This is a genomic window from Asanoa siamensis (assembly GCF_016862555.1).
Classification (GTDB): Bacteria; Actinomycetota; Actinomycetes; order Mycobacteriales; family Micromonosporaceae; genus Asanoa; species Asanoa siamensis.
Genome location: NZ_BONE01000134.1, coordinates 1 through 13,775, shown reverse-complemented (window position 1 = coordinate 13,775; position 13,775 = coordinate 1). Strand labels below are relative to the sequence as shown.

General features: G+C 72.6%; 11 protein-coding genes and 2 pseudogenes. 8 read left to right on the top strand and 5 right to left on the bottom strand.

The window, feature by feature from the left end; genetic code table 11:
• Together Asi02nite_RS39480 and Asi02nite_RS39475 are read left to right on the top strand one after the other, a co-directional pair.
• Nucleotides 1-237: pseudogene (locus Asi02nite_RS39480) on the top strand (TetR/AcrR family transcriptional regulator); the annotation flags it as partial.
• A gap of 91 nt (nucleotides 238-328) precedes the next feature.
• The gene (locus tag Asi02nite_RS39475) at nucleotides 329-553 is read left to right on the top strand and encodes a DUF3107 domain-containing protein (RefSeq protein WP_203719171.1); all 225 of its coding nucleotides are present in this window, start codon (nucleotides 329-331) and stop codon (nucleotides 551-553) included.
• An 8-nt stretch (nucleotides 554-561) separates the two neighbouring features.
• On the opposite strand, the gene Asi02nite_RS39470 is transcribed toward Asi02nite_RS39475, so the two are convergent.
• Entirely contained in the window at nucleotides 562-1,239 is a 678-nt protein-coding gene (locus tag Asi02nite_RS39470) for a ferritin-like fold-containing protein (protein ID WP_239127657.1), read from the bottom strand.
• 295 nt (nucleotides 1,240-1,534) lie between these two features.
• Here Asi02nite_RS39470 and Asi02nite_RS39465 point away from each other — a divergent pair, with 295 nt between their 5' ends.
• The 3 genes from Asi02nite_RS39465 (at nucleotide 1,535) to Asi02nite_RS39455 (ending at nucleotide 5,369) form a co-directional block, all read left to right on the top strand.
• Complete coding sequence (locus tag Asi02nite_RS39465; protein WP_505606705.1) at nucleotides 1,535-3,163, top strand: DEAD/DEAH box helicase; 1,629 nt, start codon at nucleotides 1,535-1,537, stop codon at nucleotides 3,161-3,163.
• A gap of 122 nt (nucleotides 3,164-3,285) precedes the next feature.
• Nucleotides 3,286-4,227, top strand: coding sequence for an MBL fold metallo-hydrolase (locus Asi02nite_RS39460; protein ID WP_239127655.1), 942 nt, complete (start codon nucleotides 3,286-3,288; stop codon nucleotides 4,225-4,227).
• Between the two features lie 2 nt (nucleotides 4,228-4,229).
• On the top strand, nucleotides 4,230-5,369 hold the full coding sequence (locus Asi02nite_RS39455) for a class I SAM-dependent methyltransferase (RefSeq protein ID WP_203719169.1): 1,140 nt from the start codon (nucleotides 4,230-4,232) through the stop codon (nucleotides 5,367-5,369).
• Between the two features lie 143 nt (nucleotides 5,370-5,512).
• On the opposite strand, the gene ndk is transcribed toward Asi02nite_RS39455, so the two are convergent.
• On the bottom strand, nucleotides 5,513-5,932 hold the full coding sequence (gene ndk / locus Asi02nite_RS39450) for a nucleoside-diphosphate kinase (RefSeq protein WP_203719168.1): 420 nt from the start codon (nucleotides 5,930-5,932) through the stop codon (nucleotides 5,513-5,515).
• Between the two features lie 1,796 nt (nucleotides 5,933-7,728).
• Here ndk and Asi02nite_RS43045 point away from each other — a divergent pair.
• Together Asi02nite_RS43045 and Asi02nite_RS39440 are read left to right on the top strand one after the other, a co-directional pair.
• A pseudogene (locus Asi02nite_RS43045) lies at nucleotides 7,729-8,100 on the top strand (VOC family protein); the annotation flags it as partial.
• 5 nt (nucleotides 8,101-8,105) lie between these two features.
• The gene (locus Asi02nite_RS39440) at nucleotides 8,106-8,273 is read left to right on the top strand and encodes a VOC family protein (protein WP_373312433.1); all 168 of its coding nucleotides are present in this window, start codon (nucleotides 8,106-8,108) and stop codon (nucleotides 8,271-8,273) included.
• 78 nt (nucleotides 8,274-8,351) lie between these two features.
• On the opposite strand, the gene Asi02nite_RS39435 is transcribed toward Asi02nite_RS39440, so the two are convergent.
• Genes Asi02nite_RS39435 through Asi02nite_RS39425 form a run of 3 tightly spaced genes read right to left on the bottom strand, consistent with a single transcriptional unit; the run spans nucleotide 8,352 to nucleotide 12,909 of the window.
• Nucleotides 8,352-8,987 (bottom strand): DUF4233 domain-containing protein, encoded by a 636-nt coding sequence (locus Asi02nite_RS39435; protein ID WP_203719167.1) that lies wholly within the window; start codon nucleotides 8,985-8,987, stop codon nucleotides 8,352-8,354.
• A complete protein-coding gene (locus Asi02nite_RS39430) occupies nucleotides 8,984-10,309 on the bottom strand; it encodes a bifunctional folylpolyglutamate synthase/dihydrofolate synthase (protein WP_203719166.1) in 1,326 nt (441 codons plus the stop codon). Before Asi02nite_RS39430 ends, Asi02nite_RS39435 begins: the two co-directional genes overlap by 4 nt.
• Nucleotides 10,306-12,909, bottom strand: coding sequence for a valine--tRNA ligase (locus Asi02nite_RS39425; protein WP_203719165.1), 2,604 nt, complete (start codon nucleotides 12,907-12,909; stop codon nucleotides 10,306-10,308). Before Asi02nite_RS39425 ends, Asi02nite_RS39430 begins: the two co-directional genes overlap by 4 nt.
• 70 nt (nucleotides 12,910-12,979) lie before the next feature.
• Between Asi02nite_RS39425 and Asi02nite_RS39420 the strand changes: the two genes are divergently transcribed.
• Nucleotides 12,980-13,672: a hypothetical protein gene (locus Asi02nite_RS39420; RefSeq protein WP_203719164.1), complete on the top strand. Its 693-nt coding sequence runs from the start codon at nucleotides 12,980-12,982 to the stop codon at nucleotides 13,670-13,672.
• Nucleotides 13,673-13,775 lie beyond the last annotated feature (103 nt).

Below are 13,775 nucleotides of genomic sequence, written 5' to 3'. Positions count from 1 at the left end.
ATCACCGACACGATCATCTCGGATACGGGGGTCAGCAAGTCCCGGGCCGAGCTGCTCGCGTCGGGCCTGGTCGGCGCGGCCGAGACGGCGGCGCAGTTCTGGCTCGCCGGCGGCCGCCAGGTGCCGAAGGCCGAGGCCGAGGCGTTGCTCGCCGCGCTCTCCTGGCGCGGCATCGCGAGCTTCCCGCTGCAGGGTGAGCCCCAGGAGGGTGCCTGGGCCGAAGGCGAACCCGCCTGACACGCAAGGCGTCTTCGTCGTTCACCCCCCGAATCGGATAGCCTTCCCACCGGCGCCGGTAACGACCGCGCGCCACGACAGGAGGGCTTCCGTGGAGGTCAAGATCGGCGTGCAGTACGCGCCGCGCGAGCTGGTCATCGAGAGCTCGCAGTCGCCGGCCGAGGTGGAGAAGAGCGTCACCGAGGCGATCGCGAGCGAGGGCACGCTGTCTCTGGTCGACGAGAAGGGCCGCCGGGTCATCATCCCGGTGAGCAAGCTGGCCTACGTCGAGATCGCCGAGGCCCAGCGCGGCACGGTCGGATTCACCGCTCGCTAGACCGGGCCTCAGTTGTTGAGGCCCAGCGCCGACATGCGGGCGCTGTGGGCGATCGTGATGCGCCGGAACAGCGCCTGCACCGCGGCCTGGTCGCCGCCGTTCGCGACGATCAGGGTGGTCAGTGCCGCCCGCTGCCCGGCCACCCGGGTCGCCTGCGACAGCACCTCGCCGACCAGGCGGCGGGCCCACATCGACAGCCGGTGCTTGGTCTTCGGGTCGGCCTCGATCGCGGCCCGGATCTCGGTGACCGCGAACTCGTCGTACCTCTTGTCGTGGATGACGTCGAGCACCAGTTGGTGGTCGGGCTCACCGATCAGCTTGGCCATCTCGTGGAAGAAGTCGTCGGCCACGCCGTCGCCGACGTACGCCTTCGTCAGCGCCTCGAGCCAGTCCCGCGGCTCGGTCGAGTCGTGGTACGCGTGCAACACGTCGACGTACGGCGCCATGGCGACCTCCGGGTCGGCGCCCAACTCGGTGAGCCGCGCGGCCAGCCGGCCGTAGTTGGCGATCTCCACCGCGGCCATCTCGCTCAGCGCCGCCCGCCGCCGCAGGTCGGGCGCGAGCCGGGCATCGGCCGCCATCCGCTCGAAAGCGGACAACTCGCCGTAAGCCACCATGCCCAGCAGGTCCACGAGGGCCTCGGTCGTGGCCGGCGGAGCCGCGTCGGCGGCCAGCTCAGAAGTCACGCCCGCAGGTTACTCCCGAGTTCTGGGAGGCGAGAGCTGCGCCACACGCCAGGCCCACGGGTCGCAGGCGCCTCACGTTCGGCACCTCTCGCAGGCCAATCCGGTAACATGGTCACGTTAGCCGTGGGTGACGTGCGGCTCCGCTCGACGGGGCATAGACAACCACTGGACCCGCGGCACGCGTGTGCGGCCCGCGACTCACGTCGCGTGTGGCCCGCGCCATACCCATATCGCGCCCTACGAGACGACGGGGCGCACCACGAGAGGGCACCCCGAAAACCACATGACTGACTTGATGGAACCCGCGGGCGACGCGCTCGTCCCGAACGCGCCGACCCGTTCCGACTCCCCCACCTTCGCCGAGCTGGGCGCCCGCCCCGAGACCGTCGAGGCCCTCGCCGCCGCCGGCATCACCCACGCGTTCGCGATCCAGGAGTACGCGCTCCCGATCGCGCTGCGCGGCACCGACCTGATCGGCCAGGCGCCCACGGGCACCGGCAAGACCCTCGGCTTCGGCGTCCCGCTGCTGGAGCGGGTCTTCGCGCCCGGCGAGGGCTCCGACGGCGTCCCGCAGGCCCTGGTCGTCGTACCCACCCGTGAGCTCGGTCTCCAGGTGGCCAAGGACCTCGCCGCCGCCGGGCGTACCCGCGGTGTCCGGGTCCTGCCGATCTACGGCGGCGTCGCCTACGAGCCCCAGATCGAGGCGCTGCGCAGCGGCGTCGAGATCCTGGTCGGCACGCCCGGCCGCCTGCTCGACCTGGCCAAGCAGAAGCAGCTCCGGCTCGACCGGGTGCACGCGCTGGTGCTCGACGAGGCCGACCGCATGCTCGACCTGGGCTTCCTCGACGACGTCGAGAAGATCCTGGCGATGCTGCCCGAGGACCGCCAGACCATGCTGTTCTCGGCGACCATGCCCGACCCGATCGTGGCGCTGTCGCGGCGCTTCCTGCGCCACCCGGTCACGATCCACGCCGGCCACACCGCCGAGACGGGCCCGTCGCCGCAGACGCAGCAGCTCGTCTACCGCACCCACTCGCTCAACAAGGCCGAGGTGGTCGCCCGCATCCTGCAGGCGAACGGCCGCGGCCTGACGATGATCTTCACGCGGACCAAGCGCGCCGCCGACCGACTAGCCGAGGACCTCGACTTCCGCGGTTTCGCGGTCGCCGCCGTCCACGGCGACCTCGGCCAGGGCGCCCGCGAGCGGGCCCTGCGCGCCTTCCGCTCGGGCAAGATCGACATCCTGGTGGCCACCGACGTCGCGGCCCGCGGCCTCGACGTCTCGGGCGTCACCCACGTGATCAACTACGACTGCCCGGAAGACCAGGACACCTACACCCACCGCATCGGCCGTACGGGCCGCGCCGGCGCCACCGGCGTAGCGGTCACGTTCGTCGACTGGGACGACATGCCGCGCTGGCGGATCATCGACAAGACGCTCGGCCTGGACATGCCGGAGCCGCCGGAGACCTACCACACCTCGGCGTGGCTCTACGAGGACCTGGACATCCCGAGCGACATCACGGGCACCCTGCCGAGCGCCGAGCGCACCCGCGCGGGCCTGTCCGCGGAGAAGGAGGAGGACCTGGGCGGCGGCCGCCGCCGGGGCCCCGCCTCCTCCCGGGCCGAGCGCCCGGCCCGCAGCCGCTCCCGCCGCCGCGGCGCCAAGCGCGACGACGAGTCGTCCGACGAGACCACGCCGGTGGCCACGGAGGCCGAGGGCGAGACGACCAAGCGCCCGCGCCGCCGCCGTCGCGCCGGCCAGGTGGTCTCGGGCGAGACCGAGGCGACGGGCACCGACCAGGCTGTCGTCGCGGTGGCCGACCCCGAGGCCGGCGAGGCGACGGCCGCCAAGCCGCGCACCCGCCGCCGGCGCCGCTCCCGCGGCAGCGGCGGCGCCACCACGGCGACGACCGAGGCCTGACAGACGGGTCACTGACGAAGAGGCAGGGCACATGCCCTGCCTCTTCGTCGTGAGGGCCGGGCGTCACTCGTGGACGGCCCCTGGACTTGACGGTTCGGCCGGGTCGCGCGGACGGTGGATGGGTGTCCGATTCGAGCCGGCGACCCCGCGGCTTCGCCGACCGACTGACCGCTCCGCTGCCGAGCGCCCGCGACGTCGCGCGGATGGCGCGGGAGCCGCGGCCGAGCGCCGCCGAACAGGCGCGGGCCGGCGCGGTCCTCGCCCTGCCGCCGCGCACCAGCCTGCCGCCCGTCGGCCCGGACACCACCGCCGTGACCTGGGTCGGGCACGCCACCTTCGTCGTGCGTACCGGTGGCCACACCATCCTCACCGACCCCGTCTGGTCGCGCCGGATCCCGCCCTTCATCGCCCGCTACACCCCGCCGGGCGTGGACTGGGCCGCCCTGCCCCGGATCGACGCCGTCGTGATCAGCCACAACCACTACGACCACCTGGACGCGCCAACGATCCGCCGGCTGCCGCGGTCGACCCCGATGCTCGTACCCGCCGGTCTCGCCCACTGGTTCCGCCGTCGTGGCTTTCGCGACGTGACCGACCTCGACTGGTGGCAGTCCCGCCGAATCGGGGCTCTGACCTGCACTTTCGTGCCGACGCACCATTGGAGCCGGCGCGGGCTGACCGACACCAACCGCAGCCTCTGGGGTGGTTGGGTGCTGGCCACCGACGGCGGCCCGACGATCTACTTCGCTGGCGACACGGGCTACGGTCCGCGGTTCGCCGAGGTCGCCGCCCGCCGGCGAGGTCTCGACGTGGCGCTCCTACCGATCGGCGCGTACGAGCCGCGCTGGTTCATGCGCAACCAACACATGAACCCTGAGGACGCGGTACGCGCCGCGGCAGACCTCGGCGTCCGGCGCGTCGTGCCGATGCACTGGGGCACCTTCGCCCTCAGCACCGAGCCGCTGTTGGAGCCGCCCGAGCGGCTGCGTACCGCCTGGCAGGCGGCCGGACGTGATCCGAGCGACCTGTGGCGGCTGGGCATCGGCGAGACGCGGACAATGTAGGTATGCCCGAAGATCTGTCCACCGCCCTCGCCGAGGTCCGCGGCCTGCTGCTCGACCCCAGCCTGACCCGGGCGGTGGCCGCCGGCCGGCGCAAGGGTGAGCTGCCGTCGGTGGTCCGGGCCGAGTTGCGCCCGGTCGCGCTCAAGGCCGGCCGCCGGCTGCAGATCGTCACCAACGACGGCGCGCGCCCGCACACCCGCAACGTGGCGCCCGGCCCCGAGGCCGACGCCGCGATCGACGCGTTGCTGGCCGAGCCGTTCGGCAACTGGCACGTGGAGAGCGCCGGCTCGACCGTGCAGCTCCGGGTGACCAAGAAGGGTGACGCCCAGGTGCACCGCCAGTCCGGCCCGGCCACCGCGACCACGCAGACCCACGATCGGGTACGCGAGCACCTGCTCGACCCCGGTGACCCGCTCTGGGACGTGATCGGCGGGAGTGCGGCCAAGCGGCGCCAGGTCGACGCGTTCCTGCGGGCGCTGGCCGCGACGCTGCCGATCGAGGGATTGCCGACGCCGTTGCGGGTGGTCGACCTGGGTTGCGGCAACGCCTATCTGACCTTCGCTGCCTACCGCTACCTGACCGCGGTACGCGGGCTCGACGTCGAGATGACCGGCGTCGACGTGCGGGCCGACCAGCGCGACCGGAACACCCGGCTGGCCAACCAGCTCGGCTACGCGGGCCGGCTACGGTTCGTCGCCGGCACGATCCTCGACGCGCCGGTGGAGCCGGCACCGGACCTGGTGCTGGCCCTGCACGCCTGCGACACCGCGACCGACGAGGCGCTGCACCGGGCGGTCGGCTGGGGCGCCGAGTGGATCCTGGCCGCGCCGTGCTGCCACCACGACATCGCGGCCCAGCTACGCCAGAAGCCGGCGCCGGGCGCGTACCAGCTGATCACCGCGCAGGGCATCCTGCGGGAGCGCTTCGCGGACGTCCTCACCGACTCACTGCGCGCGGCGTTGCTCCGCTCGCGCGGCTACCGCGTCGACGTGACGGAGTTCATCGACTCGGCGCACACGCCGCGCAACCTGCTGCTGCGGGCCCGCCGCACGGGCCAGCCCGGCCCGACCACCGAGTACGACGAGCTGGTCACGGCCTGGCAGGTAACGCCTCGGCTGGCGGAGTTGCTCGACCCACGGTGACGCCGGCGGGTGCCGCGGCGGTGGGTGACCGCCGCGGGCGCCGTTCGGGCGCGGACCTGGCAGCTAAGCGGAGCGAGCGGTGTCCGGCGGGAGCGACGGTCGCGCCCACGACGAGCCCGGGACCGGATCCTGCTCTTCGGTCCCTAGAAGTTCGGGAACCAGAGATTGATCTCGCGCTTGGCGCTGTCCGGGGAGTCGGACGCGTGCACGAGGTTCTCGCGGTTGGAGTTGGCGAGGTCGCCGCGGATCGTGCCGGCGGCGGCCTTGCGGGCGTCGGTGGCGCCGACCAGGGTGCGGACGACGTCGATCACGCTGTCGCCGCTGAGGATGAGCGCGACCAGCGGGCCGCCCGTCATGAACTCCTTGAGCGGCGGGTAGAAGGGCTTCTCGACGTGCTCGGCGTAGTGCGCGTCCGCGAGCTCCGCGTCCATCTCGCGCTTGACCAGCACGTCGATGGTCAGACCCTTGCGCTCGAAGCGGCTGAGGATCTCGCCGACCAGGCCGCGGCGGACCGCATCGGGCTTGATCAGCACGAGCGTGCGCTCGACCGGGCTGCTGGACACGTTGAACACCCTCCTGATGCTGGGGGATACAGCCTACCGATGGGCGATCACCCGCCTCCGGCCGGCTCTTCCCTCGGTGGGCGCACGGGGCCTAGCCTTGCCTTCTGGTGACTCAGGGGAGGTCCACTGTGGCGAACGGCAACCGCCGCCCGCTAGCACCGGTCCGGAAGCTGTTCGCCGCGGTGCTGGGCACCTGCGCGCTGTTCGTGGTCCTGTTCGGGATCGGGATGCAGAGCCTGGCCATCGTCGCGCTCGGCATCGCGCTGATCGTGCTCGCCGTCGGGTTGCTGCTGGTCAACGCGATCCGCGGCGGCGAGCGCGCCTGGGTCTCGGGCACCGCGCACGTGCACAGCGTCTCCGAGCCACCGGCGTCCGCGGTCTTCGGGCGCTGCGAGCTACAGGTCCTGATCGACGCGCCGGGCGTGCCGGGGCGGCTGGTCCGCATGCGCGACCCCCGGGTGCCGGTCGCCAAGTGGCCCGACGTGGGCGCCAGCCTGCCGATCACGGTGGCGATCGACGACCCGCGGCACATCCGCATCCGCTGGGACGAGGTGCTCACCCACGCCGAGGCGGCCGCGGTCCGCGACGACGACATCGGGCCGGTCGACGAGACGACCTGGATACGACCCGACAACGGGTACGCGGCCGAGCACGTCGAAACCATCGAGACCACCACCGCCGACCTCACCGACGAGCTGAGCGGCCTGCGCAAGCAGGAGCGGGTCGTACACGAGACGGCGAGCGGCACCAAGGTGCTCGACGGCGAGATCGTCGGCAGCTCCGACGATTCTCCGCCGCTGGCCCGCCGGGCGCGGCCCGATCCGAAGCGGACCCGCGCGGAGCGGTCCGGCCAGGCGGCGAGTGCGGCGGGTGCGGCTACGGCTACGGTGCCGCCGCCGGAGGTCGTGCCGGAGCAGCGGGGGGCGACCGGGCCCGAGACCGCGCGCCCGGACGAGGTGTTCGACCAGGACGCGGCCTGGGCTGAGCCGTTGTTCTCCGAGCGCCGGGTTAGCCGTCCGGCGCAGACGGGGGGCGGCGCGGGCGAGCCCGACCCGTCCGAAACTGGCGCTGAGACGGAGACACGGGCCGGCAGCGACCCGGTTACGACCGAGTCCGTTGCCGCTGACGCGACACCGCCGGCGACCGACGCGGGCGTGGCTGCCGGAAACGCCTCGGACCAGGTCCACGCCGGCGCGGCGACCGAGACACGGTCGGAAAGCGATCCGAACGCGGCTGACGCCGGCGGGACGCGGGCAACGACCGACCCGAGCCCGGCCGACGCGGCCGGCGCACGGCCCGAGACCGATGCGGCGACAGGCGACGGCGGTGGGACGGAGCCGGAAACTGGCGCGGCTGGATCGGGTGCTGCCGAGGCACGGTCGGGGGCGGTTCCGGACGCCCGCGGCGACGCGGCGCCAGCGGCCGGGTTTGATCCCGCGGAGCCCGATGACGGCGAGGGCTGGCGGGTGGGGCGGGGAGCCCCTGCCGTGGACCAAGGCGACGATGCCGGACCCACGCCGCCGGGTGCGGCCGGGACTGCCGGTGCGGCTCGGACTGCCGGTGCGGCTGCGACTGCGGCCGCCGCTGGTGCTGCCGCTGCAGCTGCCGCGAAGCCTGCGGACGCGAGGCCTGACGACCCTGCAGCGTCCGGTCGCCCGGAAGGGACGGCCGATTCCGGTCCGGCTGAGCCGGCGCGCGTAGGCCACAACGGCACCACCGCCGACGAGGACGCCGACGACTTCGCCGACCTGTTCACCGCGTACCCGAGTGCCCGCCCCGGCGACACCGGCGCCACCATCCACGGCGTCGGGCTGACCTTCCTGGTCCGCGACCTCCCCCGGTCGGTCGCCTTCTACCGCGACATGCTCGGCTTCCAGGAGATCGACAGCGGCGAGCACAACGCCGTGCTGGCCTCCGGCGACACCCGCATGGTGCTCCGCGAGATCAAGGACGCCGCGTCGGTCAGCCGGCGGCTGGTGCACCTCAACCTCGAGGTCGGCGACGTGATGTCCGTGTACGAGGACCTGCGCGCCAAAGGTGTCCGCTTCACCTACCCGCCCCGGGTGGTCAACCGCGGCGCGAAGCTGGAGCTCTGGGCCGCCGCCTTCCGCGACCCCGACGGCCACGGCATCGCGATCACCCAGTGGCGCGCCCGCGAGACGGCGTGACCGCGATGGCCCCCACGGTGCTCAACGTGGCGTTCGACTGCGCCGACCCGTACGCGTTGGCCCGCTTCTGGAGCGACGTCATGCGGGCGCCGCTGGCCGACGACGACTTCCCCGGCGACCCCGAGGCCAGCATCGCGCTGCCCGGCGGGCCGCCGGACACCGCCGGCGGGTGAGGACGGCGGCTGGGTGGTCTTCGCCGACCCCGAGGGCAACGAGTTCTGCGTGCTGCCCGCGGCGGGCGAGGCGCACCCCTAGCCGAGGATCGACCGCCGCACGTACAGCACGTACACCCAGACCAGACCGAAGATCACACCGAGGGCGAAGAGCGCCCAATGCAGAAAACCGCCGAGCAGCAGAGCGGCTTGTACGACGGTGCCCGCCGACCACACCCACGAGCGGCGCATCATCCCGCACAGCACGAAACAGACGACGGCCAGCACGACCGCTGCCCAGGCGGCCCCGGTGTGGGAACCTTCGCCGAGCACCCGGATGGGCTGGATCGCCAGCAGCAGGATGACGCCCTGCAGCCCGAGCGCGGCGGCGCCCATCCCCCGCACGGCACCGGCCGGATTCTTCAGCCCGGACCGCCGATGCCCCGGCGGCAACTCGTCCCCAGGCCCGTCTCCGGCACCGGGCCCGCCGCCGGCGCTGGCCTCCACCGGACCGGGACCGGCCGTCCCCGGCGAGCCGAGGCCCGACGTCCCTGCGGGACCGAGGCCCGACGTCCCTGCGGGACCGAGGCCCGACGTCCCTGCCGAGGTGGCGGCGGGGTTCGCTTCCGAACCCGTACCGGAGGTCCCTGCCGGACCACCACCAGCGTCGGAAGCAGTCGGGTCGGGGCCGCGCTGGGCCGGGGTGGCGTCCTCGTGCCGCGTGCTGTCGGTCATCGCTTCAACAACGTCCTTGCCTCGGCCACCGTGATGACCGAGCCGGTCACCAGCACGCCGACTCCGCTCAGTTCGCCCTGGACGTCGCTCTCGGCGAGCACGACGGCCGCCTCGATCGCGTCGGGCATCGTCTCCGCGGTCTCCACCCGTTCAGGGCCGAACACCTCGGCCGCCAGCGCGGCCAGCTCGTCCACCGGCATCGCCCGCGGCGAGTTGTTGCGGGTGACCACGACCGCGTCGACCACCGGCTCGAGCAGGTCCAGGATGCCGGCCACGTCCTTGTCGGCGAGCACGGCGACGACCGCGACCAGCTTGCTGAACGCGAACTCCTCCTGCAGCGCGGTCACCGTCGCGGCCATGCCGTGCGGGTTGTGCGCACCGTCGAGCAGGATCGTCGGCGCGCTGCGGACCCGCTCCAGCCGACCCGGCGACGACGTGGCGGCGAAGCCCTCGCGTACGGACTCGATGTTGAGCTGGCGGTCGGCGCCGGCACCCAGGAACGCCTCGACCGCGGCCAGGGCCAGGGCGGCGTTCTGTGCCTGGTGCGCGCCGTGCAGGGGCAGGAAGACCTCGTCGTACTCGCCGCCCAGGCCCTGCAGGGTCAGCACCTGGCCGCCGACGGCGAGCGAGCGGCGCAGCACGCCGAACTCCCCGCCCTCGCGGGCGATCGTGGCGCCGACCTCGGCGATGCGCTCCAGCAGCGGCTGCGCGGCGTCCTCGGGCTGCGCCGCGGTGATCACCGTGGCGCCCTTGTGGATGATGCCGGCCTTGGCCCAGGCGATCTCCTCGATCGTCTCGCCCAGCCACTCGGTGTGGTCGAGGCCGATCGGCGTGATCACGCAGACGCCGGCCTGGATGACGTTGGTCGAGTCGTCCGCCCCGCCGAGCCCGACCTCGACGACCGCGACCTCGACCGGCGCGTCGGCGAACGCCGCGAACGCCAGTGCCGTCGTCATGTCGAAATAGGTCAGCGGCTCCTCGTGGCGCTGGTCGACCAGCTCGGCGAGCGGCGCCACCTCCTCGTACACGGAGACGAACCGCTCCTCGGAGATCGGCTCGCCGTCGAGGGTGATCCGCTCGCGCACCGTCTCGAGGTGCGGGCTCGTGTAGCGCCCGGTGTGGATGCCGAACGCCCGCAGCAGCGAGTCGATCATCCGGGCGGTCGAGGTCTTGCCGTTGGTCCCGGTCAGATGGATCGAGGGGTACGCGCGCTGCGGCGAACCCAGCAGGTCGAGCAGCTCCTCGATCTTGCTGAGGTCGAACACCATGCGGATGTTGCCGCGCGCCTCCAGGGCGGCGTCGACCTCGCGAAACTCGGTCATGCGGAAAGCGCCTCCAGGGCCGCGCCGATCCGGGCCAGGTCGGCCTCGGCGGTCGCGAGCCGCTCCTTGATCTTGGTGACCACGTGCTCGGGCGCCTTGCCGACGAACGCCTCGTTGCCGAGCTTGGCCCGGCACTGGGCGGCCTCCTTCTCGGCGGCCGCGCGGTCCTTCTCGAGCCGGGCCCGCTCGGCCGCGACGTCGATCGCGCCGCGGGTGTCGAGCCCGACCCGCACACCGCCGGCCACGGAGAGCGTGGCGGACGCGGCGAACTCGGCGCCCGCATCGTCGAGTCGGGCCAGCGAGCGGATCAGCCACTCGTGCGGGGCCACGACACCGAGCCCGTCGAGCCGCGCGGCGACCCGCTGCGCCGGGCGCAGGCCCTGGTCGGAGCGGAACCGGCGGATCTCGGTGACCACCCGCTGCAGCGCCTCGATCTCGGCCTCGGCGGCGTCGTCGACCAGCGCCTTGTCGAGCTGCGGCCAGGCGGCCCGGGCCACCGTGCCGGTGCCGTGCAGCGCGATCCAGAGCTCGTCGGTGACGAACGGGATGACCGGGTGCAGCAGCCGCAGCAACTGGTCGAGCACGTGCCCGAGCACCCGCCGGGTGGCCTCCGCCGCGGGGCCGCCGGCCGCCAGCACCGGCTTGCTCAGCTCGACGTACCAGTCACAGACGTCGTCCCAGGCGAAGTGGTAGAGCACGTCGCAGATCTTGGCGAACTCGAAGCGCTCGAACAGCTCGTCGGCCTCGTCGATCACGTGCTCGAGCCGGGACAGGATCCACCGGTCGGTGGTGGACAGCTCGGTCGGCAGCGGGCCGTCGACGTGCGCGCCGTTCATCAGCGCGAACCGGGTGGCGTTCCAGAGCTTGTTGCAGAAGTTGCGGGAGCCCTGGCACCACTCCTCGCTGACCGGCACGTCCTGGCCGGGGTTGGCGCCGCGGGCCAGCGTGAACCGGGTCGCGTCGGCGCCGAAGCGGTCCATCCAGTCGAGCGGGTCGACCACGTTGCCGAACGACTTCGACATCTTCTTGCCGTGCTCGTCGCGCACCATGCCGTGCAGCGCGATCACGTCGAACGGCTGCTTGCCGTCCATCGCGTACAGGCCGAACATCATCATCCGGGCGACCCAGAAGAACAGGATGTCGTAGCCGGTGACCAGCACGCTGGTCGGGTAGAAGCGCGCCAGGTCGGGCGTGCGCTCCGGCCAGCCGAGGGTGGAGAACGGCCACAGGCCGCTGGAGAACCAGGTGTCGAGGACGTCGGTGTCCTGCTCCCAGCCCTCGCCCGGCGGCTCCTCGTCGGGGCCGACGCAGCGGACCTCGCCGTCCGGGCCGTACCAGACCGGGATCCGGTGTCCCCACCAGAGCTGACGCGAGATGCACCAGTCGTGCATGTTGTCGACCCAGGCGAAGTAGCGCTTCGACATGTCCTCGGGGTCGATCCGGACCCGGCCGTCGCGCACGGCGTCGCCGGCGGCCTTGGCCAGCGGGCCGGTGTTGACGAACCACTGGAGCGACAGCCGCGGCTCGACAGTGGTGCGGCACCGCGAGCAGTGCCCGACCGCGTGCACGTACGGGCGCTTCTCGGCGACGATGCGCCCCTGCTCGCGCAGCGCGGCCACCACCGCCGGCCGGGCCTCGAACCGGTCGAGGCCCTCGAACGGGCCGGGCACGGTGATCACGCCGCGCTCGTCCATCATCGTGATGCTCGGCAGGTCGTGCCGCTGGCCGATCTCGAAGTCGTTGGGGTCGTGCGCCGGGGTCACCTTGACCGCGCCGGTGCCGAACGCCGGGTCGACGTGCTCGTCGGCGACGACAGGGATCCGCCGGCCGGTGAGCGGGAGCTCGACCTCGGTGCCGATCAGGTGCTTGTAGCGCTCGTCGTCGGGGTGCACCGCGACCGCGGTGTCGCCGAGCATCGTCTCCGCCCGGGTGGTCGCGACCACGATCTCGTCGCTGTAGCGGATCGAGACGAGCTCGCCCTCGTCGTCGCTGTGCACGACCTCGATGTCGCTCAACGCCGTCAAGCACCGCGGGCACCAGTTGATGATGCGGTTGGCCCGGTAGATGAGGCCGTCGTCGAAGAGCTTCTTGAACATGGTCTGTACGGCCCGGGACAGGCCCTCGTCCATGGTGAAGCGCTCGCGGCTCCAGTCGACCGAGTCGCCGAGCCGGCGCATCTGCCCGAGGATCGCGCCGCCGGACTCGGCCTTCCACTGCCAGACCCGCTCGACGAACGCCTCGCGGCCCAGGTCGTGCCGGGACTTGCCCTCGGTGCCGAGCTGGCGCTCGACGAGGTTCTGGGTGGCGATGCCCGCGTGGTCCATGCCGGGCAGCCAGAGCGCCTCGTAGCCCTGCATCCGCCGGCGCCGCACGAGGGCGTCCATCAGCGTGTGCTCGAAGGCGTGGCCCATGTGCAGGGACCCGGTGACGTTCGGCGGCGGGATCACGATCGTGAACGGCGGCTTGTCGCTCGCCACGTCGGCGGTGAAGACGCCGTCGGATACCCACGCCTCGTACCGCCGACTCTCTACGTCCGCCGGCGTGTACTGCGCCGGCAGGGTCGGTGTCGAGATCGCGCTGGTCTCCGGTGTCTGGGTCACCCGTGAAGTCTACGGAGCGATCGGAGTGACCCCGCATGCGACCACCGGCTGTTCCGTTACGGTGGCGTGCATGTCGAACGACCCTTTTAAAGGGCAAAACAGCCCGGCCGCCGAACAGGACGAGCCGATCGATGTCACGCCACCCGTCTGGGCGGCGTCCCCGGACGACCCGGACGAACCGGAGGGCCCACGCCCCCCGCTTTCCCGGCGCCGGCGGATCGCGCTCGTCTCGGTCGCGGCCGTGGGCCTGGCCGGGCTGGCGGCGGTCGGCATCTGGGGTGGCCGGATCATGTCGCAGCAGGACACGACCTTGGCGACACCTTCGTCGGTGGCCGGCCTCCAACTCAACAACAGCGCCGACGCGGCCTCGACCGCGGAAGACCTGAAGGCGGCGTTCGCCGCCGGCATCGACCTGAAGTCGAGCGTGGGCGCGGTCTACACGGATCCGGCGGCCACCGAACGGAGCGTTCTCTTCTTCGGGGGTACGGCGTTGCTGTGGTCACCGTCGAAGGACCTCGACACGCTGTTCGGCCTGGTCGGCGACGAGTCGGGCGCGGTCGAGGGGGTGCACGAGGTAGCCGCGGGTTCGCTCGGCGGGGTGATGAAGTGCGGCAACACCGCGGTCGACGGTGGCGGCAACATGGCTGTCTGCGGCTGGGCCGACCACGGCGCGACCGGCATGGCACTGTTCCCGTCGCGCTCGGTCGACGAGGCGGCCGGCCTCATGCGCGAGATGCGCGACGCCGTACAGACCCGCGACTGAACCAATACACAAAGGCGCCCCGCTGCTCGCGGGGCGCCTTTTCCGCAATGGTGCCGGAAAACAACTAAGGGCCACCCCGTAGGGTGACCCTTAGTAGAAAGAT